Origin of the sequence: Streptomyces sp. NPDC050161, assembly GCF_044460025.1 — a bacterium.
Taxonomy (GTDB): domain Bacteria; phylum Actinomycetota; class Actinomycetes; order Streptomycetales; family Streptomycetaceae; genus Streptomyces.
Genome location: NZ_JBITJM010000017.1, coordinates 117,472 through 142,430, shown reverse-complemented (window position 1 = coordinate 142,430; position 24,959 = coordinate 117,472). Strand labels below are relative to the sequence as shown.

Genomic DNA, 24,959 nt, shown 5'->3' with positions numbered 1-24,959 from the left:
CCCCGCGCCAGGCAGACGCCGGCCACCCTGCCGTCCCGCCCGCCGCCGGCCCTCGCCGCCGCTGAACCGTCCAGCAAGGACCGTCTTGAACTCACACACTGCGCCCGACGCGCACCCCTATCTCCGCGCCGCCACCGCCGGCATCCGTCACCACGCCCGCAGCCGGCCCGCCCGGGACCGGCCCGCCGCCGACCGCGCTCACCTCGACGTGGTGCACGCCCACCTGACCGCGCTGCACCAGCTCGCCGACCAGCTCGCCGAAGCCACCCGGCCCCCGCACCCCGCGGCCGGGCGCCATCTCGCCACCGCGCACACCCGGCTGTGGCAGGCCACCGCCGAGATCCACGCGGCCTTCCACCTCCTGCCGTCGGACTCGGCCGCCTCCGCCGAGTGCCACCCTGAGCAGCTCCCCGAGGGCCCGCCGGTCCTCACCATCTGCCAGCGCCACCTCGCCGCCGGCCACACCGTCCGCCGCAAGACCACCCCCACCGACCTCAACAGCCCGCCGCACACCACCGCATGCGCGCGATGAGCACCACCCGCCGAAACGAGGGCCCGCGATGAACCACCGGCCCGCACGCCGCGCACGCCGCGCCTCCGCCTCCCCCCTGTTCACCCCGCACGGCACCGACCGGGCCAGCCGCAAAGCCGCCCGCCGCCAGCTCGCCGAAGCCACCGCGAAGGCCCGAGCCGAAGCAACCGCCCACCCGGCGGGCACCGCACCAGCCGAACACGAAACACCCGCACCCCTCTACCCGCCCGGCGGACGCCCCGGACCCGGCTCCGCCCGCGGAAACCACCTCAGGCTCCCCGCCCACCGCATGACCACCGCAACGGCCTCCGGGGCCTACCCGTTCCTGGCCGAGGGCGGCCTCGGCGCCGAAGGCATCTACATCGGACGCGACGTCCACGCCGAAGCCAGCTTCGTGTTCGACCCGTTCGCCCTGTACGGCAAGGTCGAAGGATTCACCAACCCGAACGTGCTGCTCGCCGGCGTCATCGGACAGGGCAAGTCCGCACTCGCGAAGTCCTTCGCCCTGCGCTCCATCGCCTTCGGCTACCGCATCTACGTCCCGTGCGACCCCAAGGGCGAGTGGACACCCGTCGCAACGGCCTTGGGCGGCACGTCCGTTGCCCTCGGCCCCGGGCTTCCCGGCAAGCTGAACCCCCTGGACGCCGCGCCCCGACCGGAGAGCATCTCCGAGGCCGACTGGGTCAGCGAGATCCGCAAGAGGCGCCTGCTCCTGCTCGGCTCCCTGGCCCGGACCGTCCTCGGCCGGGACCTGATGCCCATGGAGCACACCGCCCTGGACGTCGCCCTCGACGCTGTCGTCACCCGCGCCGCCGACACCGGCCGCACCCCTCTCCTCGGCGACGTCACCGCCGCCCTCAACAACCCCGAACGGCTCGACGAGGCCGCCGGGATGATGTCCGGACGGCTCGGAGAAGCCGCCCGCGACCTCGCCCACGCCATGCGGCGACTGATCCACGGTGACCTCGCCGGCATGTTCGACGCGCCCTCCACCGTCGCGTTCGACCCCACCTCTCCGATGCTCACGATCGACCTGTCCCGGCTCGGCGGCTCCGGCGACGACACGGCCCTGGTCCTGGCGATGACCTGCGCCTCCGCCTGGATGGAGTCCGCCCTCACCGACCCGCGGGGCGGCCGGCGGTGGATCGTGTACGACGAGGCGTGGAGACTGATGCGCCACCCGGGCCTCCTGCAGCGCATGCAGTCCCAGTGGAAGCTGAGCCGCGGCCTGGGCATCGCCAATCTCATGGTCATCCACCGGCTGTCCGACCTGCTCACCGCCGGCGATGCCGGATCCCAAGGACGCGCCCTCGCCGAAGGTCTGCTCGCCGACTGCTCCACCCGCATCATCTACCGCCAGGAAACCGACCAACTCCATGCCGCCGCATCCCTGTTGGGTCTGACCTCGGTGGAGACAGACGCCATCTCCCACCTCAACCGCGGCCGTGGACTATGGAGGGTCGCCGGACGGTCATTCATCGTCCAACACCTCCTCCACCCAAGCGAATTGACGCTATTCGACACCGATGCCCGCATGCATTGAATCCCCCGCCAGTTCCGGGCAATTGACGCCTGCATTCCCAGAGCCCACGGGTGGCTTTATCGAGCACTCGTGAAGTCACTTGTCGATGGGTCTGGGAGGCGCCCTGTTCCACGGATGGTCGATATTGCTGCGTTTGGGAGGCACTACGGGTCTTGCCAGGGCAGCATCGGGATGCTCATGGCGAAACCCCCGAGGTACGGCCAGGCTCCGGGATCGGGGATTCGTCAATCGGTGTGCCGCCCCAGGACCACGGCTGTGACATCGTCCCGGTAGCCGTCGTCATCTGCCTCGGCGGCGGAGACCAGCGCATCCGCCAGGGCCTGCGGATCGGAAGCGTGCTTGCGGCACAGCCCCTCCGCAGTCTCCTGATCCACCTGGTCCGAAATTCCGTCCGAGACCAGTAGCACCAGAGGGACGTCTTCGGGGATCTCCAGTTGGCGGCAGGTCATCTCGGTCGCCTGCGCGAGGCCGAGCCTCGCCCAGTTGTCCTGGGTCTTCGCGATCTCGATCGGAACGCCGCCATTCCAGCGGAGCCACTCTCCCATCGTCTGATCCACAGACCACTGAGTGAGTGCGGTGCCATCCCACCCGTACGCCCGGCAGTCGCCGATCCAGTGGATGCTTGTGGGGCGGCCAGGCTCCATTGAGGCGTAGACGGCAGACATGTGCGGCGGACGGTCGTACGCGGCAGCCATTCGCCCGGCGGTGGTCAGGCCGACGAGCCCTCCCATCGACATGCCCATGAGGGTGATCGCGGATGGCGCGTGCCGGGCGAAGTTGACGACTTCCTCGTGGTGGCCGGCCCCGTCCACGACGGCCGCACACACCCGGTCGCCCCGACGGTGAACGTGGGCGCCGTCCGCGCACGGCGGTTCGGTTCCCGGCCGCTGCGCGACCCCCACCGTCACCATCTCGCTGCCCGTCGCGCTCTCGACCATCTCTGTCATCTGAATCCCTCCTTGGCCCCTTTGAGCCCTACCGGACTCACGCCCTCTATAGGCACTGCCACGAACGCTGTGGCGGGAACCACGAGCCTTACCAAATCTGTGACCGGTGTGACATGTGAGCCGGAGTCCGCAAGCACCTTCGGCCCTGGCTGGATCTCAGGACACGACGGTGGCGTCATTTGTCATCGACATCCGTGACCGGGGTGATCACCAACTGCCTCCGGAACCAGTCGACAAACGCTGTTCCTAGAGACCAACGAAGCCACCACGGGCGACTACCCCTTCGACAAGAACACCCACCTGTGGAGACACCTATTCACCCACCCTCCGACTCCGGTCCCGCCCATGACGGCACCGAGGTGTTCGTGAGCCCGCGCTACCTGGCCGGCCCCCGCGACGACGCCTTCGAAATCTTCACCGCCGCGCTGTTCCACCACGGCTGGACCCATACCGATGACGGACACGACATCACGCTCTTCACCAGCCCGTGCCTGCGCATCCGGGTCGGCTGGCTCCCCGAAGTCCACGCAGAAGCGCCGATCCAGATCACCGCCAGCACACATCCGCTGAAATCGCCTCTGTGGCACATCTCCCTGGACGACCACGCGCCCACCGAGTTCCTGACGGCCGTCATCACCACGCTGGCACGCTCACTCGCCGAGTCCCCCCACACCCTGTTCACCACAGACGACAACCAGCCCGCCGCCCTCCCGTGGGAGTTCCGCGTCGGTCCGCGAGAACGCGCCTGGCAAGCCCGGTTCAGCCCGGCCGCGCCACCCGTTCTCGTGGAGGCGTTCCACCGCGCGTTCACCGACCCAGCGCCATTGGCCCGCCAGAGGCACGAACTCGATCCCCTGCTACTTCCACACCTCACCCTTACCGACCCGACCGCGTCGCGCCTCTCCGGCACCCCCGCAGGCAGCCAGAACGGCCCGCACACACAGCGCAGCACAGTCGCTCCCCGCATGGCTGCGGCTCCGCCACCTGCACGAAGGCGCTGAGCATTGCCAAGGCTTCAGGAATCCCGACGAAACGACGGAATCTCATCCCGCCCTACGAACCCCCGCCGACCTGGTCCTGCAGGTCATCACGACGTGCCCGCCGGGATCGAACCCTCGGGAGTAGAGACAAAATATGACAGTTTACGCCCATTTGACGATTCCGAGCGGCTCAGGGATACACACAGGACAGGGATGTACGACACCTCCACTTACCCCTATGACATCCGTATCACCAACCCCGCCTGCCTCCGGGCAGCGGCGCGGAGCCTCGAAAGGTTCGCAGACCGACTCCCGCAGTCCGTCGCCGGAGGACAGGGCGAGGCCATCAGTAGCGCGATCGATGCGGCGCTCGCGCAGATCACCTGGGAATTGATCTGCATCGCCGATGGCCTGGTCACCAGTTTCAACGGCAAGGGCAGCGACCGCGACATGCACGCGATGGCCATTCGCCAGTGTGCAGCACCCCTGGGGCTCGCCCACCACCACCTGGCCAGGGCCATGGACCACATCAGCTCCCACCACCATTTCTTTGCGCCTCCCACGGACGCGCAGATCGAAGCCCCGAAAGATCTGCTCCACCTCTTGCAGCAGGACATCGATCACGCTCGCAACGCGATCTACGCCACCGCGAACCAATTCAAGACCAACGCTTCGCTGCTAGGTAGCCGCCCATCGCCAGCGCGTTCACGCCGGACTGACGGCAATACAGGCAAAGCAGGAGGCTCATGAATCCTGATATCCAGCGCGAGCTGATACCTCGCGGCGACACTCTCCGCCTCATCGAGGCGCTCGACGGAATGAAGGCCAAATTCGTCGATGCCGCCGGGCAGTGGCAGTTGCTGGACGACGCCGGTCATGTGCCGTCTTCACCGGCATACGCCGAGCTGATCCAGCATGCCGCCGACGCGCAGGCTCTCTGTGGCGACATCGTCCAACTGACCGCCGAATTCGCCCGGACCGCTCACAGCACAAACCGAGACGGCAGTGCCGTACTCGCCCACCTCGCGACGGCTGTCACCATGTCGGGCTTCGCCGCACCGTACTTCGCCGAGACAGCCGAGTCCGCCCTTGCCCTGCCCCGGGCCTCCGGCCCGATCGACAGGCAGTATCTGGAAAACCGCATGGTCCTCAACCACGGCACGGCGCGCGCCTATCTGCGGCGCACCTCGGAATCGCTCCGCGACGCGGTCAGGGAACTCCACTCCCACCTCGAATTCCACCGCTTCTTCCCGACGCCTTCCCGGCAAGAGACCCCGGCGCCTCCGCCGCCCGGCCCGAGCGGACGCCACCGCTAGCCCGCACCGAACCACCCGAGCCGGCATCACATTCCAAGGAGTCCCCTGAACCGCCCCGCCCATTACAGCGACGCCGACTGGGCCGAGTACCAGCAGTGCCAGGCCGAGCACGACAACGATCGCGAACTCATGCACCAGGTCGCCGCCCAGAGGGAAGACGACCTGATCGGCACCTGCGACGCGTACGAGCCCGACGTCACCATCCAGCCGGAGCAACAGCCCCACACCGCACGCCGATTGCCGCCATCGCACCGCGGACCCGCCTCGCGCAGGAGACGCCGTGGCCACTGACGACAAGGACGCACCGGGCACCTTCCCCGCTGACGCCCGCCGCGATCCCCTCGACGCCCCGCCCCGCGCACCAGAGCCCCCGGACCTCTCCGGCAACGCGGACCGCGCCTCCGCCTATGTCTACGGCGACGCCCTCCTCCATCTCACCGACCGGCTCAACGGAACCGCGTCGTATACGGACGCCGCCGCCATGCTGCACCAGATCCTGGAGCCGACCAGCGGCCTGCTGGAGCGGCTCGGCGACTTCTTCGAAGCCGCCGGTGAGAAGGCCAAGGAAGCCGGGCACGACGACGGCTTCGACCTGTCCTACGACCTCGCCGACGCGGCTGCCGAGATCCGAAACCTCGGGGAAGTGCTGCACGTGGCCGAGGACCGGATGCGAGCCCTCACCTCGCCCCCGCAGCCACTGCGTCCCTCAGCGCCCGCGGCCCACACGCCGCGGCTTCCCCTGCCGGCCCGTCCTCCAGCTCGCCCGCCGCACACCCGCTGACGCCGCCCGTCCCCGCCCCGCCGCCCCAGGACCCCATGCCCAGTCCACGCACCGACCTGTCCGACTTCGCCACTGGCCTGGCCGCCCGCCTGCCCGGCACCTGGACCAGCACCTAGTCGCCGTCCCAGCAGGCCCGTCCAGGAACCGCCCATGAAAGACCCCGACTTCGACCTGTACGACAACGTAGGCCGCGACGCCGATCAGATCGCCGCCGCCCGCCACGGCACCGCCACCCGCAACGACCTGCTCCGGTGGGCGAAGCGGGACGCCGAGCCTTTCCTGTCCGAGCACCCGCTGCCGGACGAGCCCCTGCCGTGCCCGGACCTGGCGCCGTATCTCGCCGCGCTCGCCGCGGCCGAGACACCCGCTGAAGCCAGTGCCGTCACCCAGCGCCTCCTGGACGCCGCCGAACCCGCCCTGCGCGCCGTGAGCGACTACCTCCTGGCCGCCGCCCAGTGGCGCGGCCAAAACCGCGGAGCCGCGAAGGGGTCACCGCCCAAGCTGCTGATGGACGCGGCCGGCACCAGCCTGTCCGTGCTGGCCCTCGCCGACCACGCCGACCTGGCGGCTCTGCGCGCCGCGTACGACCCTGCTCCGGCTTCGAACTCCCCCGCGCCGGGCCCAAAGAGGGCATCGTCCGGTCTTCCCCCGGCTTCGCCGGGCGCCCCGCCCGCCGGCTCCGCGCCCGGCCGATAACCCGAAACTCCTGGAGGCCCTCCTGTCAACCCACTCCTTCATCGCCCGGCCCACCGAGACGGGCTACGAGGGCGTTTACGTCCACTTCGACGGGGAGCCGAGCGAGAAGCTTCCGGTGCTCCTCGCCGCCTTCCAGCACAAGTTCGGGCGGGACGTCGAGGTCATGACGCAGCATCTCGTGGACGACGTCGCCGTCGGCTGGGACGAGCTGGGCACCGACCTCCTCTCCGGCACACCGCCCGAGATCGTCGAAGCCCTGACCGGCGGAGAGCAGTGGCCCAGCAAAACCCTGGATCACCTGATCACCCCTGACGGCTCGCCGCCGGTCCGCATGACGGTCACCGAACAGACCGCCGCAGCCCAGGACTTGGCCTGGGGCTACGTCCTTCGCCCGCACGGCATTGAAGTGCTCTCCGTTCCCTACGGCCGAGTCGGCCCCGTCGTCGGCTGGGACACCGATCCGCGCGCGGGATTCAGCAACCACCCGGGCCACTGGCCCGCCCCCGCCACCACGCCGGCCCGCGCCGCACAGCCGCCCCGGACCGCTCACACGACAGCGCCCGGAGAGCCCCGCACGCCCGCCCGCCGCTGACCTGCCTGTCCACGCTCCCGGAGACTTCCCTGCCCACGCCCCTGATCACGGTCGTCATCGCCACCCGCCTGCGCGAGGACCGCCTCGGCTACCTGACCGCCATGCACGCAAGCCTCACCAGGCAAACCGCCTCCTGGGAGGCGGTGATCGCCCTCGACGGCGCCGACCCGGAACGCCTGCCTGCGCCGCTCGCGGCCGACCCCCGGGTGCGCACCCTCGCTCTGCCCCGCCCGGTCGGCGCCGCCTGCGCCCGCAACCTCGCTCTCGCCCAGGTCCGCACCCCGTTCGTGAACTGGGCCGACGACGACGATGAGTTCCCCGACCACGCGATGGCCGCGCGGCTCGACACCCTGCAGTCGACCGGGGTGGGCTGGTGCGCCGGGTGGAGCGAGGACCTCCATCCCGACGGCTCGACCACCCTGTGGCGATGTCCGGCGCCGCCCGGCCGGCACGAGGCCGGCGACGTGTGGACGTACTGGAAGTCACCGGCCGACACCATCCCGATCGGGCCGACCACCCTCCTCGCCCGCACCGAGCTGGTGCGCGCGGCCCCGATGGGCGGTCTCGTCCAAGGGGAGGACTACTGCGCGGCCGTCGGCGTCACCTGCCTCGCCCCCGGAATCCTGCTGCGCCTGCCGGTCTACCGCTACCGCAAACACGCAGGTCAGATGACACAGGGCCCGTCGTACAACCAGCTGGAGGCGGCAGCCCGAGAGCACGCCTGGCAGTACGGGCGCAGCCTGCGCGCCGCCGTCCGCCGTGAGGTTCCCGTCCATGGCTGACGCGCAGATCATCCTCGCCTACAGCCGGGGCGCGGGCATCGTCGCCCTGGCGTCCGGCGAAGAGTACGCGTCCGCCCACGAGGCGCTGGCCGAATCCGGTTTCCAGCGGGGCGACGCCGGGGTGTACCGGCTGCCGGCCGAGGACCCGGACGTCTCGCGCACCACTATGGCCGGCCTGGTCCGCTGCGCCGAGGAGCACGGCGCCACGGTGACGACCAGCAGCCGGCGCTTCCTCGGCGACGCCGCCGAGGACCTCGCCCGCCTCCTACCCGGCCGGTGGGACGCGCAGGTCGAGGTTTACTCGCATCCCGTGTGGCAGGAGGACCTCGTGCCCTGGCTGTGGGACAGCGGTGAACTCGGCCGCGCTGTCCAGAGCCAGCGGATCCCGTACGCCGCCCTGCTCACCGACCGGGCGTCCGGGATCACCCTGATGCTGGTGGAGCGCCCCGGTCACCAACTCGACTACCTGGTAGGCGCTTTCGCCCCGAGGGCGTTCAGCGAGGAGGGGTACGGCGATCCGCACGCCCCGGCCAGCATCGTCCTGTCGCCCTTTCCCGGCCGGGCGGCGCGGGCCATCACGGAGCGGTATCTGCCCGCCTTCGACCGGGCCGTCCACGCCCGCAGGACCGCGGCCGTCTCCGACGCCCTGGACCGCATCCGCACCGAGCACGATGCCTGGACCGCGATGGTCGCCTCCGGCCGCTACAGCGACGCCACCCCCCTCGGCATCGACGCGCTCGGCGCCGACACCGCACAGTTCCTGGACACCGCCTGGCGCGAGTTCCTCACCGTCGTGGACCACGCCCCCGTCCTGCTCGACCGGTGCCGCCCCGCCGCCACCCCGTGGCCCCAGGACGCCGAGGCGCTCGCGCAGCTCGCCGACGCCGTCGCTGATGCCGCAGCGGTGCGCGAGGACCTGTCCTGCGGTACTCCGCTCACCCGCCCGCAGCGCAGCGCACGCACGTGGCCGGCCATCGAGAACTGGCTCGCCCACGGCGCATCGTTCCTCCGGCAGGCGCGATCCGCCACCCCGCACCCGCAGCCCGCTCTGAAGGTCTCGGCGCCGCCCCTCGCTCTCCCACCGGGCCGGCCCGCACCCCGCCGCTGACTGCGGCCACCACGTCAGGAGCATCTCTCTTTGGACCCCGGCACCCACTTCGTCTTCGGCACCCATCCCCAGCACGGCTTCGTCGCGTCCTTCACATCCCACATGCCCCCGCACCTGGCCGACTGGTTCCTCGTGCGGGAGCAGTTCGAGCCCGTGCCCGACCGTCCGCATCTCTTCCGGCTGACCGAGCCCGAGCGTGACGGTCCACGCCGCGCCCTGCAGGCCGCACGAGATCTGCGTCATCTTGGCTACATTGCGCACGTCGACGCCGACGTTGCCCTGGCCCCTGTCACCTCCCCCGCCCCGCCGCGCGCCGTCCGGCCCGACGGCTCGCCGGAGCAGCGCAGCCGGATCGCGCAGGCCGCCGGCCGTTCATCTCCGCGGCGTTCGACGCCCCCCACGCCGGTGCCCGCCGTGCAGCCGGTCCCGCCGATGCCCAGTGGCCCGTCCACCGTGCGCCTGTCGGGCTCCCCCGCCGGCCGGTCGCGGTGATGCCCGGCGCCGAGCCCGACCACCAGGAGCAACAGATCCCTGACACTCACGCGGCCCGCATCGCCGAACTCGCCTCCCGGGCACGTGACTTCCACAGGCGCATAGCCGTCATCGACCGCGAGGCCGAGACCGCGCTCGAAGGTGTTCGCGGCCACCAGGCCGCAGCTGTCCGCGCGCGCCGGAACCGCGCAGCCGTCGAGACGTACGCGACGTATCTGGCCTCGCACGCAGGCCCCTTGCTGGACGCGGGCCGCAGTGCCGTCGACACGCTGCCGCCCGCCGCGCACACGCGCGCGTGGTGCGACCTGCTCGACTCGCTGGCCGCCTCCCACACGGAGATCGTCCGCGTCCTCGGCCATCCCGCCGCCCCCGGCTCGGCCGCCGAGCGCGAGCAGCACACCGCGGTGTGGCCCCACCTCGCTATCTGGGCAGATCACAGCTCCATCGCCGTAGCCCTCGCCGGACAGCACCACCAGCCCGAACCCGGGTTGGCCGACGAGGAGCGGCAGAGGTGGACCGAGAGGGCCCAGGTTGCGCGACGGCGAGGCGAGCTGGACCTGATCGAGTCGTGGTACGTGGCCGATGGCCGCCGCATCACGCTCGCCCACCTCGTCGAGGACGACGACTCCACGGTGGTCGTCGCGCTCGCCGGAGACCCGGACGCGCCGGGCTGGGAAGTCATCGGGCACTACGCCGACGAGGACGCCGCCAGGCAGGCACTGCCGTCGGCGGTCCCGCCCGGAGTCCTGCGACCCGAGGCCGCCTCCCGGTTCAACCGCCCGGAGCCCGCCCCCGAAAGGCCGCTGCAGGAACTGGTCCAGGAGGTCGTCGAAGCCCGCGCCGCCGGCGACGCCTCCGAGGCCCTGCTCAGCGCCACACAACAGGGTTACGACGCCGGCCCGATGGTCCGCCTGCAGCACCTCCTCACCGCCGCCGCCCGGTTCTCGCACGCCCTCGACACCGTGCAGGGCCGGCAGATCGGCGCCCGGCTCGACGCACTCGGACGGCAACTCGGCTTCCTCGTCAGCGAGGTCCACGACGCGGCAGAGGACCTCGGCGCCACCGTCGCCGTCCTGCCACCGCACCGCACCCCGAAACCTCCGCGCGTCCCCCCGCGCCCCGCCCTGGAGACCACACCTCCGCCCGCGCCGCCGCAGCGCACCACGACGCCCGCGCGCCACCCCTAACGGCCTGACGACAGGACTTCTCACCATCCCCGACACTCCCCCCGACCACTCCATGCCGCCGCATCGCCCCGCCCATCGGGCACCTCTGCCGCCCGGCTGGGACCACAATGAGTTCTCCGAGCGGCTGTGGGAGCGGTTCGCTCCGATCACCACCCCGCTGCGGGACCTCGGCCTGTACTGCGAGATCGACTTCGGGCTGTCCGACTACCACGTCCGTGTCCACCTCTCCGACGGCTCGTACGTGGTGATCGCGCCCCCGCAGGAGCCGCCCGAGGAGGGCTGGGAGATCGGTGTGCGCGGCCCCTCGTACTGGGTCGCCTACCGCCAGCACGACTCCCGCGACGTGTACGAACTGATCTACAGCTCCGACCCCGACGAGCCGACCCACCACCTGCAGGCTGCAGCCGGGGGCCGTCCAGGGCCGCTGCTCAACGTGGTCTCCGGCCGGCTCGACACCCTCGGCCTCCTCCCTGCCCGTCCCCCGTTGAGCACCGCCGACCGCGAGGTGCTGCTGACGCTGAAGGACTCCCTGCGGGGCCAGTTGGAGTACTTCGGGTACCTGCCCCGGCTGATCCCGGTCCCCAGCCTCCAGGGCGAACTCCCCGAACCGGGGGAGATCATCGAGCTCTGCGCCGCGGCGGCCGGCATGGCGCACAAACTCGCCGACATCCCCACCCGCCAGATCGGCCTGCCACCGGAAGCTCCCCGGGCCGGTACGGTGCGCGCCCAGGTCGACCAGGCCATCGCCGACGCCGCCGAGCCCGCCGCGCTCGCCACCATGCACCTCAGCCAGGCCGCCGCACAGCTGACGTACCTGCACCACGGCACGGAGCCCACCACGGCCGCCGCCTCCTCGCGCCGACTGGACCGTGTCACCCAGCAGCTCGACGCCGCCCGCACCCAGACCTTCCTGGTCGGCCTCGCACTGCAGCAGGCCCTGGAACGCCTGGACCGCACACTCGCCCCACCCGAACCGGCGTCGCGCGCCCGCCCCGCCCAGCTCGCCTTCACCCCCGCCCCACGCGCCGCCCAGCCCCCGCCCGGCATCCCGGGCGCCGCAGGCCACAGCCGCTGACCCGTGCCCAGGAGACCCTCATACCTCAGACCGACACCGCCGCGTTCGCCGACCAGCTCGCCCGCCGCCTGTCCGGCACCTGGACCGTCACCACATTCGACCATCACGCGCACGGCGTCAGGCTGTGGGAAGCCAACGTCCGGCGCACCTCCGCCGTACACACCGTCCACGCCAGTGCCGTGCTGACCCGCGCCGACCACCTGCGCCTGTACGTCATGCACCACTCCCTGCACCGGCGCCAGATACTCGTCTCCGCGCTGGAACCGGACCATCTAGGCTTCGACGCAGGCAAGTTGACGGAACCCCCCAAAGGGATCGCCGTGCCACGCGATCCGGTGCGGGCCGCCGCCACGGTCGAACGGCGGCTGATGCCCGCGATCAACGACGCCCTCGCCACCGTCCACGCTGCGGTCGACACCGCCCTGGCCTCCCCTGATGCTGCGGAGAAAGTCGACGTGTCGCTGCTGTGGCAGCCCGACGGCCCGCCCACCGCCATCACCAATCATCCCCTCGGCGCCGTCGTCCTCCAACGGCACTGGTTCCACTACCGGCCCCACAGCGGCGACTTCCGTCTCCCCGACGGCACCGCACACGACGCCGCCGTGCAGTGCGCGGTCCGGGCTGCCGCACACCTGGGCCGCCTGGGGGCCTCGGTGACGGTCGCCCACGCCTCGACGCCCCCGCAACCTGCCGGCCTCACCGTCGCCCGGCCACTGGACGCCACCCCGTCACCCGCCCCCAAGAGCCGGTGAAACCGCCGTCTGACGAAGACCGATCCCTCCCCTTCCCGTCCGGCTCACCGGCCTTCCGCCCCCTGCCACTTGCCCTCACAGCCGGGTGCTGGTCCGCACCGCGCCTTCGAGTCGCCATGCCCGGCAGAAAAATTTACGGAGTTCTCCATGCCTGTCCCCACTCTTTGGACGATTGACCACCACCCGTGCGGTCACCGCGTCGAACACGACCTCTCCGGCCGTGCCGCCGACCGGCGTGCCGGCTTCGCCCGCTGGCTCTCGGAGCGTGCCTGCACCGACTGCTGGAAAGCCGCGCGCGACGGCGACGCCGCCAGCAAGGAGGAATGGCTCGCCGCCAAGCACGCCGAGGAACAGCGGGCTGCCGCCGAGTGGTCGGCGCAGTTCGACATGCCGCCCCTCGAAGGACCGGAAAAGGCCCTTCCCTGGGGCGAGCGCTGCCGCCACCAGCTGGTGACCGCCGCGCACACCGCGCTCGTTGCCGAGGGCACGTGGGACGACGCGGACTGGGCGGTGCTGGAGGAAAAGATCCGTGCCGTCACCCGTGCCGGGTGGTGGATCGACCAGAGGGACGCGGACGACTCTGACCTGCCCGAACTCCTCGACGCAGCCGGTGAGTCGGATCTCGGGACGGAGAACCCGTACCGGTAGCCCGTGCCCGTATACCCGACGATCCCCGGTTAGCGAAACCGGGGATCGCTCGGACTATTGAATCCTCCCCACCGCCACACCGCACCGTTTGGGAAGGACGTTCACGTGCCCGATGCCGCCTACCGCCCGCCGTATGTCCCCGCCGACATCCTCACCCCCGACCGGGACATCACCCACGCCCATTTCCGGCCCGGCGATCAGGTCGTGATCATCAAGGGCGTGGCCGGCCGGGACCTGTGGGGCGACGCCATGTCGGTGGTCACCCCCTCGTGGCACACGCCCACCGACGAGGACGGCTGGCGGCTGCGCAACCCCAGCGGCGGCGACCGCACCTACCTCACCGCCCACCCGCGCTACCTCGTCCACCTCTCCCGGCACTGCCCGGACTGCCTCATCCACCTGCGCGCCCTGGAGGACTACCTGCTGCCCAAGCTCTCCCCCACCACCACCCCCGCCGACTGCGGCTGGTACACGCTGACCGCCCTCAACCAGCTCGTGCACATCACCGACCAAGGTCGCCGATGATTCCGCGTACCGACGATGCCCTGGAGCTGCCGGCGCCCCGCACGGGGGACGGGCACGCCGGCTTCGTGCGCGAGCGCTGCCTGACCACCGCTGCCCGCGAGATGCGGCAGCTGCCGAACGCCCCCAGTGCGAGGCGCCGGTGATTCCGCACGTGCACGGACAGGCGGCCTCTTCCGCCGAGGTCCTGGCCGGGATTCTCGGCCGCCCCGTCAGCATCCACGAGTTCCTCAACAAGGCGACGGTGAGGGCGTACTGGACCGGACGCGACCAGTTCCTCCTCGACGACGAGGAAGTGAACTGGACGTCGGCCCAATGGGCCGCACACCTGCACCACCTCCGTTCCCCCGTCGGCAGTCCGCCCGGTGACCGGCCTCCCCTCTGGCACGCCAGCGTCCGCCTGGATCCCGCCGACCGGGCTCTTACCGGGCCCGAGTGGTCCGAAATCGCGCACCGGCTCACCCGTGCCGCCGGCATCACCCGTCCCGGCGACGATCAGGGGTGCCGCTGGATCGCCGTCCAGGGACAGCCCGCCCAGCTCGACCTGCTGGCCAGCCTCGTCCGCGAGGACGGCACCTGGCAAAGCCTACGCACCGATCCGATCCGGCACTTGGCGGACGAAGTGCGCCGCATCGAGGGCGACTTCCATCTGCACACCCACCAGCCGCACCTCACGCAGGCGCCGGCCCCGCCCCACAGCGCGCCGCACCTCCCCGACGCCACCCAGCAGGTCGCCCAGCTGCTGGTTCAGCTCGCGGACGAGCATGGCGGACCGCTCGCAACCGCGCGCGGCTTCGTCGAACACGCGGCGCAACGGCTCGCAGGTCTCTCCCAGCCCTACGGTCCCGATGCCGGGCACCGCCTGCAATGGGCGGCACGTCGCCTCCACGGCATCCAGCAAGACCTCGATTCCACCGCAACCGCCCTGCTCGAACAGGGCCGCCCGAGCACACCTCCAGCTCCTGCTCCTGCGCCGGTTCCCGCGCCGGCCACCCGCCGCTTCCGATGACGAACCGCAGAAAGGATTCTCCTTGGCAGCTGCCGACCACATACTGACCCTGAGGCGCGACGAGCACTCCGGCGAAGTCCTCGCCCGCGGAGGCGATCCGCAGGCCCACAGCATCCTGGAACGCACCGGCTTCGTCCCCGTCGTCCGCGTGCATGAGCACTTCCACCGTCTGCCCACCGGCCTCGACGAGGCCGAGGAGACCCGCCTGGCCACCCTCGCGGTCGCCCGCCTGCGCGCCATCAACCACCAGGTCGACTGCTCCGCCGAGTTCGAGACCAGCAGCCGCGAAGCGCACTACCTCCCGCTGGGCGCCAGGGTCGCCCACCTCGCCGAGCGTATCCGTGAGGCGACGACCACGGAGGACGTCGCCGCCGTCCTGACCGAGCTGACCGCCGCGCACGACGGCGTCCTCGCCGCCCTCGCCGTGGTCCTCGATGCGGCAGCCGACTTCCACCAGGACCTCGGAGACGGCGCCGACCCGCACACCGCCCAGCGCCTGCGGTTCCTGGCGGAAGAGCGGCTCGGCAGCATCGCCTCCGACCTGCGTCATACCCGCAACGCTCTCGCCGACCGGCACGAAGCCCACCCCCGGCGCAGCGTGTGCAGCGGCGAAACCCCGGACAACGAACGGGAAAAGTCCGCCGTCTGCGCCTGTCCGCCGCCCCCACCGCGCCAGCCCGTCGGCCCGCCCCTGGCGGCGTCCGCTCGCCGGCGCTGAACTCCATCCCCTGCACCGAGGAACCATGCCCGACCCCCAAGACACCCGCGATCTCGCGGCATTCGCCGCCACCCTCGCCGACGAACTGCCCGGCCGGTGGACCTGCGAACACCACCAACACTCCGCGCCTGAAGACCTGTTCGCCTCGGCCCAGGACGTCTGGGACATGAACCTCGTCTCAGCAGCCCTCGCCGAACACGTCCTCGTCCAGGATGCCTTCCTGATCCGCGAGGACGGCGCCCGCCTCTACGTCATCAGCCGCCCCAACCGCCGTGGCGCCGAAGAGGAGTTCCTCGTCGCCGCCATGGCCCCGGCCGGATTCACCCCCGAAGCGTTCCGGGGCGTACGCGAGCCGGACGGCATCCTGGTGCCCGACGATCCCTTCCGCGCCGCCGACGACATCACGGTCGACCTGCTTCCCCGCTACGACAAGGCCGTGGCGAAGGTCCAGCGCAACGCCGACCTCCCAGAGCAGGCCGAGCGTGTCGTCATGACGTACCTCGCCGACGGGGTGCTCGCCGCCCAGAGCACCGGCCAGGAGACGGACCGTGCCCTGCGCGGCGCCGGATTCACGTGGGATCCGCACAAGATGGCGTTCGTCGTGCCCGGTGACGATCCCGGACAGCAAGCACGGTGTGTGCGAAAGGCCCAGGCGCGGTTGGCCTATCTCAACACCGACGTGACAGTGCGCAGCTCGCCGCCCAGGTCCGCCTTGGAGACCACGGCTGCCGCGCCCGCGCCACGCGCCGCCCAGTCTGCCTCGCGCACCCGATGACCGCAGCCGGCCAGGCAGAGCCTGAGTTCTTCGTTCAGAACTACATCACCATCACACGGGACCAGCACACCCAGCTCGTCGTCGCCATCGGCGGAGGCGAGCGTGCAGCAGCAATTCTGCAGAGCGCCGGGGACTTCATCCCGGCCCCCGGCCCGCACGGCCTCTACCACCGCCTACCGCACTCCCTGCCCGCCAACCAGCAACGCTGGAGCGCCATCGACGCTGCCGAGGCGCTCCGCCACGCCGGGTTCAGCGTCCACCTCGACGACGACCTCGTTCCGGACGGCGACCGCCTAGCCGCCCAACGTCACTTCCATCGGCTCTCCGCACGCGGCGAGCAGGCGGCCGATGACCGTGAGGTTGCAGCACTGCTGACGGAGATCACCACCCCCCTCGGCGGGCCGCTGGCGAACCTGACCTCGACCCTGGTCGTCACCCAGAGCGCGTGGGCCCAGCGCATGAAGAATGCCGGTCGAGACGGCGAGCTCCCGGACCGGCTGAGGCACACCGCCCAGGCCCTGGCCGCAACCTCCCAGCTGATCCGGGGCATCCGCGACCAGGCCGCCCCGCCCCGCCCGGCGGCGAAGACCGCGCCCGAGCAGGCGCCCGCAGCGGCTGTGCCCGGCCCCGCCGCCCCGCCACCGCCTCGGAGGCGATGAACTCCCGACCCGCAAGGAGCCCTTATGGGAAACCGCGCCGACGCCGCCGGCACCGACGTCGAGATCTACCACAAAGCCCTCAGCAACACGGTCCACGCCGACACCCGCACCGGCGCACCGGAAGAACTCCTCGCCCTGCTGGACCAACTCGGCCTGGAGCGCCGGACGGTGAAGACCGCCGGGCCGGCCTACACCTGGCACGAGGCCCCCGCCCACCTCGACGAGGGCGGGCAAAAGGAACTGGCCTCCCGTGCCGTTCCCGCGCTGTTCCTCGCCGGGTTCGACGCCGGCATCACCCCCGATGTGTTCGACGCCGCGGCCTACCGAGAAGCGATGGACCAGGTAGTGCGCCAGGTACGGGAGCTGGGGCCCGCCCCCGGGACGCGCTCCGGGGTGAAGCCCGCCCCCGCCACTCCGGGTTCCACCGCCCCCTCAGCACCACGTCGCGCCCTGTGAACCAACTGGCCCGGCCCGCGGCCGGGTCAGGCGCACCATCCACACATTCCTGGAGTTTTTGTAGCCCCCGCACCTCACGACGTCCCGCCCCCGATCACCCGCACCCGCAAGCCCCGCCTGGCGGTCTTCGTCCTGCGCCGCTATCTGCGTGCCTGCGCTGTCGGCAGCAGCGAACGTGCCCTCCCGCTCGCCGCCGGCCGGCCCGATGCGGTCCTCGACGAATCCCGTCGGCTCGGCCACCGCCGCAGCGCCGCACCCACGCCATCCAAAGGATCATGACGGACTACTCGCACTACCCCCTACGCCTCGCCGATGACATCGCCCGCCTCACCGCCGAGCTCAACGAGCACCTCTACCGGGCCGCACCTGACCAGAGCGCCGAGATCCTCGGCCGGGCCCTCGACGCCGAGGACGGCATTCTCGGCAAGGTCACCCAGCTGATGATCACCGGCTCCCACTTCGCGAAACGCCAGGCCGAGGCCGGCGCCCTCCCGCCCGAGGTCTGCCTCGCGCTGGGACGTGCCGCCAACGAATTGCACGACATCAGCCTGGACCTGGACGAGCACGCCGGAGACCTCGAACGCCTTGCCCGGCCCCCGGACGCCACGAGCGCCCCGGCGGTCAAACCGGCCGCCTGCGACATGGTCGCAAGGCGGCGCCGGTGAAGAAGAAGCAATGGGCCGACCCGAGCCCGAATGACCAGGCTGAGCAGCACTATCTGATCGAACCGCGGCACCTGGCCGGAGGCGGCGACCTGCGGCACGTCAGCGAATTCCTGCGCGCCTCGGGCTGGAAGGACCAGTCGATGCCCGGCGGTCCGCTAGCCTTCGCGAGCCCGGACAGCTCCGTGCGCGTCTCCTACGACCCCTACACCCAGCCGGGCGGCTGGACGATCCGCGGCGAAGCAACCGCGCAGCAGGAGACCTGGGTGGCTTCCCTGGGACGGCAGGCTCCGGTGGAGATCGTCGCCGGACTCACCGACGCCCTCACCCAGCCCCGCACCGCCCACGCCCCCAACCCGTGGGCGCCGCTGCGCGAACAGCGCTGGCACCCCCACCACGGAGAGCACTTCACCGCGACCAGTCCCGAAAGCGGCGCCTGGCTGCAGTTCCATCAGACCGGCCCCGGCCAGGCGTACTGGTGGGCCGGCGCCCTCAACGAACACGGCCAGGGCTGGAACGCCACCTTCAGCCAGACCACTCCGATGCACCTCGTCGAGGCGTTCACCGCTGCCCTGGCCGACCCGGAACCGGTGATGCGCCCGCGCGGGCACGTCCCGCCCAGCCAGCGCATCCGCACCCGGTCCGTGTCCGTGCGGCCCTCCCAACTGCGCGCCTGGCAGCAGGGCCGCGTCAGTGCCGCCCGCGCCGCTGCCTGGGCCCGCACCACGTGGGCCACCAGCCGGTCCCGAACCGCCCCCGCCGGCCGGCCCTACGCCGCGCAGGGAGGCCGGACCCGGTGAACCACGAACCCACCCCCCGCGCCCCGCACCTGTGCGAGGTGTCCCCGCGCCCGCTGGCAGGCGGCGGAGATCCACGGCATGTGACCGAGTACCTGCTCGCCGCCGGCTGGAGCAACCGCTCGGCCGCCAGCGCCCCGTTTGTCCTGCTGCAGAGCCCGAACGGACAGCTCTACCTGACCCTGGACCCTGCGTCCCCCGACCCGCACACCGACTGGTGGCACATCCAGACCGCCCAGGGATGGTCCGCCCACTTCGGGGGCCACACCCCCGTCGAGATCATCGCCGGATTCACCGATGCCCTCACCAGCACGGCGCCGGCACCCACCGGTGAGTCGCAGACCAGTGACCTGTGGCAGCTGGCCGTCGATCGCGGCTGGCCCCAGATGCTCCACAACCAGGACCGGTTCATGCTCTCCCCCGACGAAACCACCGTGCTCGCGCGGGTCCGCGCCAGTGTCCTGTCCGACACCCCCACCTGGCGGTGGCAGACCGACGTCCAGCTGCCGCTCGCGGACGGCCGCCGCCACTGGCTGTGGGGGGCCTCGATCGACGGCAACGCGCCCGACGCCGCCCTGCGCGGATTCATCACCGCACTCACCGACCCAGCGCCGCTGCACCGCTACGACAACCGTCTGCCCTTCCGCGCCGTCGGCCACCTCACCCTCACCCGCAGCAGCCACCGGCCCGAGCAGGAACGCCAGCGGCAGAAGCGCATCGACTCCGCCCGCCGCACCGCTTCACCGTCCGCCCCGGCCAACCGCCCCGCGCCGGCGCCGACACCCGCCCGCAAGAGGCGCTGACCGCAGCACGGCGCGAACCACCTCACCTCCGCCCCGCAAGGACCTCATGACCGCACCAACCCCCGCGCCCCTCCCAGCGGTTCGCACCGTCAACACCGTGCCGCCGGGGAAGGAGGCCCGCCGTGCCGGTACGTGAGCGGCAGCTCGCCGCATACGCCGAACGCCACGCAACGACGACCCCGCTCAACACCAGCCCGCGCTACCTGGCCGGTCCGGGCGATGCCCGCCACGTCACCCACGCCCTGGCCGAAGCCGGATGGACCTCCCCCTCCGATCCCCTGGACCCCCAAATCCGGATGATCAGCCCCGACCGGCGCCTCTCCCTCTGGTACGACCCGCAAACCAGCACCTCGGCATGGTGGCGGCTGCGCGGGACTTCTCCCGAGAGCGGCTACTGGTACGCCGCGTTCGGGGAAATGGTCCCCGCCGAGATTCTCGCCGGCTTCACCGACGCTCTCATCGCCCTGCCGCCGAAGGACGCGCCGCCCGGCGTGTGGGAGCAGCTCGCCGGAACCGGGTGGACATGCAGTCACCACGATGACGGCACCGGGCAAGCCGTCTCCCCCGACGACCTGCTGCTCGTAACTCAGCGCCACTGCGCCGACGGCAGCAGGGCCGTCTGGCGAGTTGATGCCTTCGACGGGCCTCACGGGCGGGGACTGCTCTGGGACGCCTGGCTGGAAGACACCGCCCCCGCGCCCGCGGTCGCCGCCTTCGTGACCGCGCTGATCGACCCGGGGCCCGTCCTGCGCGGCAAGTTCGACCGCACCGGCGCTTACGTGACCCAGGAGAGCAGCCCGTTCGTGCCCGAGCAGGTCGTCGAGGCCCACGTCGCCCGCCTGAAATCCATCCGCAGCAAGGCCCGCGCCGCACGCCGCCGCACGCTCGCCACCACCCCCGCGCCGACCCCCGCCGTACCGGCCCGCTCCCCGGACTCCGCACGGGCCCGGTGACGCCCGCCGGCCAGTGATCCCCACCGTTCGAAGGATGTCGTGCACCACCCCACCCTCGTGTTCCGCTCGGACGGCGCCGCATGCCGGTAACCGGGCAGCAGCTCGCCGCGTACGCCGAACGCCACGCAATGACGATCCCGTTCGACACCTCGCCGCGCTGCCTGGCCGGTCCGGGCGATGCCCGCCACGTCACCCACGCCCTGGCCGCAGCCGACTGGACCGCCCTGTCCGACCCCCTGAGCACGGAAGTCCTCCTTGCCGGCCCTGGCCGGCAGCACACCCTGGCCATCGACCCGCAGTCCAAAGGGGCGTCATGGCAGCTGATCGGTAACCCGCCCGGCGGCAAAACGCCCTCCTGGCACGCCGAGTTCGGCCGGATGATCCCCGCAGAAATCCTGGCGGGGATGACCGACGCCCTCGCCGCACCGACCGCCGAGGAGGCTCCCGGCCTGCAGACCGTCCTGGCCGGCGCAGGCTGGACGTGGACACAGCGCGACGACGGAACCCGCCAGGCGCATTCGCCCGACCAGCTGGTGCGCGTCTTCCAACAGCCTCTCGATGCTGGGTACTTCGACTATTTCGTCTGGCGCGTGGAAGCTTCCGGCACACCGCGCGAGGGCCCGCCGGTCTGGCACGCCTGGATCATGGACAGCACGCCTGCCGCTCTCGTCGCCGGCTTCGCCGCCGCCCTGGCCACCACCGAGCCCGTCCAGCGCGCCCTGGACGACCACACCGGCCACCACACCGTCACCCAGGAACGCAGCGACCTCACGCCGGAGCAGGTCGTCGAGGCCCACACCACCCGCCTGCACACGATCCGCAGCCAGGCCCTCGCCGCACGCCGCCGTACCCGAGCATCCCCGGCGCCCGCCCCCGCATCCCCCCACACGGTCGCCACGCGCAGCCGGTAGTCCACCCGAAAGACCTCCATGCCCTCCTCCCCCACCGAAATCCACCAGCAGCAGCTGGCACAGCTCGCCGCCTTCATCCAGGAGCACCACCGGATCGACGCCGACTGGGACGCCTACCACGACGAGCACGCCGACCTGGACGACCTCCCCCACGACGAACACGCCTACAACCTGCGCGCCGACAAGCGAAACGCCGACTCCTGGCGCGCTTTCAACCGTGTGCGCCGCGCTGCCGCCGGCCTCCTGGCGACCGCTGATGCACAGATACAGCAACTCCCCTCCCGAGGTGTCCAGTCGCGGTGGGTCTGGCAGGTCGGCGACCTCTCCCATGCCCTCGACCAGCTCGACGCACTGCAGGAGGAATGGACGGCCACCCGTGACGAGCTCGCGCCGTCGGCGCGGCCGGGCACCCCGGCCTACGACGCGGCACGCGCGGAGCGCAACGCCTCAGCCTGGCAGCACCTGTCGACGTGGGCGTCGGCGGGCGACGCCATCGCAGAGATCAACCGGGCAGCCCACCTGGCCCCCTCCCCTCTGACGACCCGGCCGCCGACGCCCGTCGCCGTGCAGCCGCCTGCCCCGGTACGGAGGTGACCGTGACCCACGACATCGACGTGGCACTGGTCGCCCCCCGCTACCTGGCCGGCGGCGGCGACCCCGCGTAGGTCACCGTCCCCCTGCACCGCGCCTGCGGCTGGAGCCACGGCCATGATCCGCTGATGCCCCGCGTGATCCTCTCCAGCCCCGACCAGAAGGCTGTGCTGCGCCTGGACCCCACACCCGACGGGCCGTGGTGGATCCTCCAGCACGCTCCCGTCAGCGACCAGCGGGCCTGGTCGGCGAGTTTCGGCGCCCGCACGCCGGTGGAGATCATCGCTGCCGTCACCGACGCGCTCACCGACCCAGCCCCCCTCCTGCGACACCCGGCCGCCCTCCCGGTGCACTCCCGCCACCTCATGCACACCACCACCAACGACCTGCAACCCCAAACCCAACTGGAGTACCGCATCCAAGCCGCTCACCGCGCCGCCGCCCTCCTCGGCGCCGCCAAAGACACCACGCCCGCGCCACGAACGGCCGTGACCACCGCACCCCAGGGACGTACGCGATGACCCGCATCGACGAGGAACCGGCCTTCAACCAGCTGGACTACGTCACCATCAGCCGGGATCCGCGCACCCAGCTCGTCGTGGCCATCGGCGGCACCGGCCAGGCAGCCGGGATCTTGCAGACCACCGGCCACTTCGTCCCGGACTCGGGGCTGCGCGGCCCCTACCACCGCCAGCCGCACAACCTGCCCGTCGACCAGCAGCGCCAGGGCGCCACCGCCGCCGCCCACGCCCTGACCGTCGCCGGATTCAGCGTGCACCTCGACCCCTCGCTGAACACGCTCCACGCGCCCGGCGGCGACCGCGAAGCAGCTCTCCGCTACCTCGACCAGCTCGCCGAACGCGCCGGCGCAGCAGCCGACGAACGCGAGGTCGCGGCGGTGCTGACCGAGATCGCAGCCACCCATGACGGCCTGCTCCATAAGACGGTGCGGGTTCTCATCGCCACCTGGGTGCCCTGGACGCAGCGTCTGGAGGCCGCCGGCCTGAGCCCCTCGGCCGCCGAGCGGCTGCAGGACGCCACCCGCACCGTCGAGAGCCAATTCTGGCGGATCCAGCGCATCCGCGACCTGGCGGCCACCACGTCTCCGGCACCGAAGGCCACACCGAGCCAGGCCCCCGCAGCCGCACCCTCCACCGCTTCGCCCGCTCCACGGAGACGGTGACCCGCCCCTGATGACCCACTCCATCCTTCACAGGACCACGCCGCCCATGACGGACTCGACCTACCCCGTACGCCTCGCCGCCGAAATCGCCCGCCTGATCTCCCAGCTCAACGAACATCTCATCCAGGCAGCACCTGCCGAGAGCACCAAGATCATCAACCGGGTCATCGACGCCGAGGAAGGCATCCTCGGCGAGATCACCACCCTCATGGCCACCAGCTCGTACAGCGCCAGACGTCACGCCGAGGACGGCACGCTCCCACGGGAGATCCCCCTCGCCCTGGGACGCGCCGCCAACGGCCTGCACGACATCGCCCTCGACCTGGACGAGCATGCCGACGGCCTGCATCGCCGTGCCCGGACCCCGGCCGCCGCGAACGCTCCGGCGATCAAGCCGGCCGCCTCCGGCCTCGTCACCAGGCAACGCAGGTGACGAAGCAGCAGCGGCTGACTGAACCGGGGCGCCGCAGGCGCCCTGCGCCCCGCCCTGAGTATCCGCGAGCGGCGCTCCAGTAACTCCTCACCGTTCAAAGGGCGTTATGCACCCGCACCATCACCTTCCGCTCGTTCGGATCCGTACGCCGGTGGCCAACCAGCAGTTCGCCGGCCACCCGCGTCAAAAGGACGGCGCCCCGGCCCCTACCGCGCACCGCACCCCCCGGGTGGGCGCACGATGACCGACCGCCACGGGCCGGACGACTACGTCCAGCGCGTCCTGATCGCGCCGCGTCATCTCGCCGGCGGCGGCGACCCCCGCTACGTCACCGCCCCGCTGCGGCGCGGACTGGGCTGGAAGAGCAGCGCCGACCCGCTGGTGCCCCGCGTCCAGCTCACCAGTCCCGACCGGACGGCAGAACTCAGCCTCGCCCCCCACCCGCGCCACAGGTGGTGGAAGCTCTACGGCCGCCCCACGACCGGGCCGTCCTGGCAGGCCGCGTTCGACGGTCACACCCCGGTGGAGATCATCGCCGCCTACGCAGACGCCCTCGCCGCCCCCGCCCCGGACCACGAGCCGGCATCCGACCCCTTCTCACCACTGGCCCAGGCCGGGTGGTCCCTGACCGAGGACCCGCATCCCACCGCGACGTCGCCGGACGGCACCTGCCAGGTGCAACACCATGCGGACGACATCGCTGACGACTGGTGGGTGGAGACGGTCATCCCCGCGTTCGGCGGGCGCCGCCTGTGGCAGGCGTACATCGGCAACCGGACGCCGCCCCACCTGATCCACGCACTGACCACCGCGGCAGCCGACCCGGCGCCCGTGGCCCGCGAACTGAGCGATCTGCCCTTCGGCTGCGAAGGACTCGTGACCACCGACAGTGCCTGGGAGCGCGCCGACCGCCGGATCGAGGCCCGCGTCGCCGCCGCACGCAACACCGCGCGCCGCGCCCGCCGCAGCTCCCAGCAGCCACCCGCCGCGCCCCAGCCGCCCCGGACATCCCCACCCCGCCGCGCCCGCTGACCGGCCGCCGTCCACACCCGCCGA

At 71.6% G+C, this 24,959-nt stretch carries 32 protein-coding genes and 1 pseudogene; 32 read left to right on the top strand and 1 reads right to left on the bottom strand.

All coding sequences use genetic code 11. The features are described 5' to 3' along the window. Positions 1-85 precede the first annotated feature (85 nt). Both ACIBK8_RS25795 and ACIBK8_RS25790 read left to right on the top strand, forming a co-directional pair. Positions 86-532 (top strand): DUF6238 family protein, encoded by a 447-nt coding sequence (locus ACIBK8_RS25795; RefSeq protein WP_399044234.1) that lies wholly within the window; start codon positions 86-88, stop codon positions 530-532. 28 nt (positions 533-560) lie between these two features. Further along, a complete protein-coding gene (locus ACIBK8_RS25790) occupies positions 561-2,075 on the top strand; it encodes a VirB4 family type IV secretion system protein (RefSeq protein WP_399044233.1) in 1,515 nt (504 codons plus the stop codon). 224 nt (positions 2,076-2,299) lie between these two features. Here ACIBK8_RS25790 and ACIBK8_RS25785 read toward each other — a convergent pair whose 3' ends face one another. Continuing rightward, a complete protein-coding gene (locus tag ACIBK8_RS25785) occupies positions 2,300-3,022 on the bottom strand; it encodes a SpoIIE family protein phosphatase (protein ID WP_399044232.1) in 723 nt (240 codons plus the stop codon). 302 nt (positions 3,023-3,324) lie between these two features. Here ACIBK8_RS25785 and ACIBK8_RS25780 point away from each other — a divergent pair, with 302 nt between their 5' ends. From ACIBK8_RS25780 to ACIBK8_RS25635, 30 genes and pseudogenes are all read left to right on the top strand, one after another. Further along, complete coding sequence (locus ACIBK8_RS25780) at positions 3,325-4,023, top strand: DUF317 domain-containing protein (RefSeq protein ID WP_399044231.1); 699 nt, start codon at positions 3,325-3,327, stop codon at positions 4,021-4,023. Positions 4,024-4,215: 192 nt separating this feature from the next. Then, positions 4,216-4,752: a hypothetical protein gene (locus ACIBK8_RS25775; RefSeq protein WP_399044230.1), complete on the top strand. Its 537-nt coding sequence runs from the start codon at positions 4,216-4,218 to the stop codon at positions 4,750-4,752. Then, the gene (locus tag ACIBK8_RS25770; protein ID WP_399044229.1) at positions 4,749-5,318 is read left to right on the top strand and encodes a hypothetical protein; all 570 of its coding nucleotides are present in this window, start codon (positions 4,749-4,751) and stop codon (positions 5,316-5,318) included. The genes ACIBK8_RS25775 and ACIBK8_RS25770 overlap by 4 nt, the downstream gene beginning before the upstream one ends. 280 nt (positions 5,319-5,598) lie before the next feature. Further along, the gene (locus ACIBK8_RS25765) at positions 5,599-6,099 is read left to right on the top strand and encodes a hypothetical protein (RefSeq protein WP_399044228.1); all 501 of its coding nucleotides are present in this window, start codon (positions 5,599-5,601) and stop codon (positions 6,097-6,099) included. Between the two features lie 150 nt (positions 6,100-6,249). Further along, positions 6,250-6,795, top strand: coding sequence for a hypothetical protein (locus tag ACIBK8_RS25760; protein WP_399044227.1), 546 nt, complete (start codon positions 6,250-6,252; stop codon positions 6,793-6,795). Positions 6,796-6,910: 115 nt separating this feature from the next. Further along, complete coding sequence (locus ACIBK8_RS25755) at positions 6,911-7,387, top strand: hypothetical protein (protein WP_399044226.1); 477 nt, start codon at positions 6,911-6,913, stop codon at positions 7,385-7,387. Positions 7,388-7,428: 41 nt separating this feature from the next. Further along, complete coding sequence (locus tag ACIBK8_RS25750) at positions 7,429-8,169, top strand: glycosyltransferase family 2 protein (RefSeq protein ID WP_399044273.1); 741 nt, start codon at positions 7,429-7,431, stop codon at positions 8,167-8,169. Beyond that, entirely contained in the window at positions 8,162-9,277 is a 1,116-nt protein-coding gene (locus tag ACIBK8_RS25745; RefSeq protein ID WP_399044225.1) for a hypothetical protein, read from the top strand. The genes ACIBK8_RS25750 and ACIBK8_RS25745 overlap by 8 nt, the downstream gene beginning before the upstream one ends. Positions 9,278-9,307: 30 nt before the next feature. Next, a complete protein-coding gene (locus ACIBK8_RS25740; protein WP_399044224.1) occupies positions 9,308-9,769 on the top strand; it encodes a hypothetical protein in 462 nt (153 codons plus the stop codon). Next, positions 9,769-10,956, top strand: coding sequence for a hypothetical protein (locus ACIBK8_RS25735; RefSeq protein ID WP_399044223.1), 1,188 nt, complete (start codon positions 9,769-9,771; stop codon positions 10,954-10,956). Before ACIBK8_RS25740 ends, ACIBK8_RS25735 begins: the two co-directional genes overlap by 1 nt. 52 nt (positions 10,957-11,008) lie before the next feature. Beyond that, a complete protein-coding gene (locus tag ACIBK8_RS25730) occupies positions 11,009-12,031 on the top strand; it encodes a hypothetical protein (RefSeq protein WP_399044222.1) in 1,023 nt (340 codons plus the stop codon). 179 nt (positions 12,032-12,210) lie between these two features. Beyond that, a complete protein-coding gene (locus ACIBK8_RS25725; protein ID WP_399044221.1) occupies positions 12,211-12,783 on the top strand; it encodes a hypothetical protein in 573 nt (190 codons plus the stop codon). A gap of 147 nt (positions 12,784-12,930) precedes the next feature. Then, the gene (locus ACIBK8_RS25720; RefSeq protein WP_399044220.1) at positions 12,931-13,431 is read left to right on the top strand and encodes a hypothetical protein; all 501 of its coding nucleotides are present in this window, start codon (positions 12,931-12,933) and stop codon (positions 13,429-13,431) included. Positions 13,432-13,536: 105 nt separating this feature from the next. Then, on the top strand, positions 13,537-13,956 hold the full coding sequence (locus ACIBK8_RS25715) for a hypothetical protein (protein ID WP_399044219.1): 420 nt from the start codon (positions 13,537-13,539) through the stop codon (positions 13,954-13,956). After that, positions 13,953-14,099, top strand: coding sequence for a hypothetical protein (locus ACIBK8_RS25710; RefSeq protein WP_399044218.1), 147 nt, complete (start codon positions 13,953-13,955; stop codon positions 14,097-14,099). Before ACIBK8_RS25715 ends, ACIBK8_RS25710 begins: the two co-directional genes overlap by 4 nt. Positions 14,100-14,107: 8 nt before the next feature. After that, positions 14,108-14,962 carry a relaxase/mobilization nuclease gene (locus ACIBK8_RS25705; protein ID WP_399044217.1) on the top strand — a complete coding sequence of 285 codons (855 nt, stop codon included), beginning with the start codon at positions 14,108-14,110 and terminating at the stop codon, positions 14,960-14,962. A gap of 22 nt (positions 14,963-14,984) precedes the next feature. Continuing rightward, positions 14,985-15,680 (top strand): hypothetical protein, encoded by a 696-nt coding sequence (locus ACIBK8_RS25700; protein ID WP_399044216.1) that lies wholly within the window; start codon positions 14,985-14,987, stop codon positions 15,678-15,680. A 25-nt stretch (positions 15,681-15,705) separates the two neighbouring features. Then, positions 15,706-16,455: a hypothetical protein gene (locus tag ACIBK8_RS25695; protein ID WP_399044215.1), complete on the top strand. Its 750-nt coding sequence runs from the start codon at positions 15,706-15,708 to the stop codon at positions 16,453-16,455. Beyond that, the gene (locus tag ACIBK8_RS25690) at positions 16,452-17,114 is read left to right on the top strand and encodes a hypothetical protein (protein WP_399044214.1); all 663 of its coding nucleotides are present in this window, start codon (positions 16,452-16,454) and stop codon (positions 17,112-17,114) included. The genes ACIBK8_RS25695 and ACIBK8_RS25690 overlap by 4 nt, the downstream gene beginning before the upstream one ends. Positions 17,115-17,138: 24 nt before the next feature. Further along, a complete protein-coding gene (locus tag ACIBK8_RS25685) occupies positions 17,139-17,570 on the top strand; it encodes a hypothetical protein (RefSeq protein ID WP_399044213.1) in 432 nt (143 codons plus the stop codon). A 275-nt stretch (positions 17,571-17,845) separates the two neighbouring features. Further along, positions 17,846-18,235 (top strand): hypothetical protein, encoded by a 390-nt coding sequence (locus ACIBK8_RS25680; protein WP_399044212.1) that lies wholly within the window; start codon positions 17,846-17,848, stop codon positions 18,233-18,235. Continuing rightward, the gene (locus ACIBK8_RS25675) at positions 18,232-19,032 is read left to right on the top strand and encodes a DUF317 domain-containing protein (protein WP_399044211.1); all 801 of its coding nucleotides are present in this window, start codon (positions 18,232-18,234) and stop codon (positions 19,030-19,032) included. Before ACIBK8_RS25680 ends, ACIBK8_RS25675 begins: the two co-directional genes overlap by 4 nt. Continuing rightward, positions 19,029-19,832 carry a DUF317 domain-containing protein gene (locus ACIBK8_RS25670; RefSeq protein ID WP_399044210.1) on the top strand — a complete coding sequence of 268 codons (804 nt, stop codon included), beginning with the start codon at positions 19,029-19,031 and terminating at the stop codon, positions 19,830-19,832. Before ACIBK8_RS25675 ends, ACIBK8_RS25670 begins: the two co-directional genes overlap by 4 nt. A gap of 122 nt (positions 19,833-19,954) precedes the next feature. Further along, positions 19,955-20,785, top strand: coding sequence for a DUF317 domain-containing protein (locus ACIBK8_RS25665; RefSeq protein WP_399044209.1), 831 nt, complete (start codon positions 19,955-19,957; stop codon positions 20,783-20,785). Between the two features lie 80 nt (positions 20,786-20,865). Then, entirely contained in the window at positions 20,866-21,696 is an 831-nt protein-coding gene (locus tag ACIBK8_RS25660) for a DUF317 domain-containing protein (protein WP_399044208.1), read from the top strand. An 18-nt stretch (positions 21,697-21,714) separates the two neighbouring features. Then, positions 21,715-22,290 (top strand): hypothetical protein, encoded by a 576-nt coding sequence (locus ACIBK8_RS25655; protein WP_399044207.1) that lies wholly within the window; start codon positions 21,715-21,717, stop codon positions 22,288-22,290. Continuing rightward, positions 22,287-22,607, top strand: a pseudogene (locus ACIBK8_RS25650) (DUF317 domain-containing protein); the annotation flags it as partial. The gene ACIBK8_RS25655 and the pseudogene ACIBK8_RS25650, both read left to right, overlap by 4 nt. A gap of 197 nt (positions 22,608-22,804) precedes the next feature. Next, positions 22,805-23,470 carry a hypothetical protein gene (locus tag ACIBK8_RS25645; RefSeq protein WP_399044206.1) on the top strand — a complete coding sequence of 222 codons (666 nt, stop codon included), beginning with the start codon at positions 22,805-22,807 and terminating at the stop codon, positions 23,468-23,470. 46 nt (positions 23,471-23,516) lie between these two features. Next, entirely contained in the window at positions 23,517-23,903 is a 387-nt protein-coding gene (locus tag ACIBK8_RS25640) for a hypothetical protein (protein WP_399044205.1), read from the top strand. Between the two features lie 240 nt (positions 23,904-24,143). Then, a complete protein-coding gene (locus ACIBK8_RS25635; RefSeq protein ID WP_399044204.1) occupies positions 24,144-24,935 on the top strand; it encodes a DUF317 domain-containing protein in 792 nt (263 codons plus the stop codon). Positions 24,936-24,959 lie beyond the last annotated feature (24 nt).

Bases quoted from the DNA above. Each gene is read 5' to 3' on its own strand.
- ACIBK8_RS25790 (WP_399044233.1), top strand. From the start codon at position 561: ATGAACCACCGGCCCGCACGCCGCGCACGCCGCGCCTCCGCCTCCCCC.
- ACIBK8_RS25785 (WP_399044232.1), bottom strand. From the start codon at position 3,022: ATGACAGAGATGGTCGAGAGCGCGACGGGCAGCGAGATGGTGACGGTG.
- ACIBK8_RS25775 (WP_399044230.1), top strand. From the start codon at position 4,216: ATGTACGACACCTCCACTTACCCCTATGACATCCGTATCACCAACCCC.
- ACIBK8_RS25770 (WP_399044229.1), top strand. From the start codon at position 4,749: ATGAATCCTGATATCCAGCGCGAGCTGATACCTCGCGGCGACACTCTC.
- ACIBK8_RS25760 (WP_399044227.1), top strand. From the start codon at position 6,250: ATGAAAGACCCCGACTTCGACCTGTACGACAACGTAGGCCGCGACGCC.
- ACIBK8_RS25745 (WP_399044225.1), top strand. From the start codon at position 8,162: ATGGCTGACGCGCAGATCATCCTCGCCTACAGCCGGGGCGCGGGCATC.
- ACIBK8_RS25735 (WP_399044223.1), top strand. From the start codon at position 9,769: ATGCCCGGCGCCGAGCCCGACCACCAGGAGCAACAGATCCCTGACACT.
- ACIBK8_RS25730 (WP_399044222.1), top strand. From the start codon at position 11,009: ATGCCGCCGCATCGCCCCGCCCATCGGGCACCTCTGCCGCCCGGCTGG.
- ACIBK8_RS25720 (WP_399044220.1), top strand. From the start codon at position 12,931: ATGCCTGTCCCCACTCTTTGGACGATTGACCACCACCCGTGCGGTCAC.
- ACIBK8_RS25710 (WP_399044218.1), top strand. From the start codon at position 13,953: ATGATTCCGCGTACCGACGATGCCCTGGAGCTGCCGGCGCCCCGCACG.
- ACIBK8_RS25695 (WP_399044215.1), top strand. From the start codon at position 15,706: ATGCCCGACCCCCAAGACACCCGCGATCTCGCGGCATTCGCCGCCACC.
- ACIBK8_RS25690 (WP_399044214.1), top strand. From the start codon at position 16,452: ATGACCGCAGCCGGCCAGGCAGAGCCTGAGTTCTTCGTTCAGAACTAC.
- ACIBK8_RS25685 (WP_399044213.1), top strand. From the start codon at position 17,139: ATGGGAAACCGCGCCGACGCCGCCGGCACCGACGTCGAGATCTACCAC.
- ACIBK8_RS25680 (WP_399044212.1), top strand. From the start codon at position 17,846: ATGACGGACTACTCGCACTACCCCCTACGCCTCGCCGATGACATCGCC.
- ACIBK8_RS25660 (WP_399044208.1), top strand. From the start codon at position 20,866: ATGCCGGTAACCGGGCAGCAGCTCGCCGCGTACGCCGAACGCCACGCA.
- ACIBK8_RS25655 (WP_399044207.1), top strand. From the start codon at position 21,715: ATGCCCTCCTCCCCCACCGAAATCCACCAGCAGCAGCTGGCACAGCTC.
- ACIBK8_RS25645 (WP_399044206.1), top strand. From the start codon at position 22,805: ATGACCCGCATCGACGAGGAACCGGCCTTCAACCAGCTGGACTACGTC.
- ACIBK8_RS25640 (WP_399044205.1), top strand. From the start codon at position 23,517: ATGACGGACTCGACCTACCCCGTACGCCTCGCCGCCGAAATCGCCCGC.
- ACIBK8_RS25635 (WP_399044204.1), top strand. From the start codon at position 24,144: ATGACCGACCGCCACGGGCCGGACGACTACGTCCAGCGCGTCCTGATC.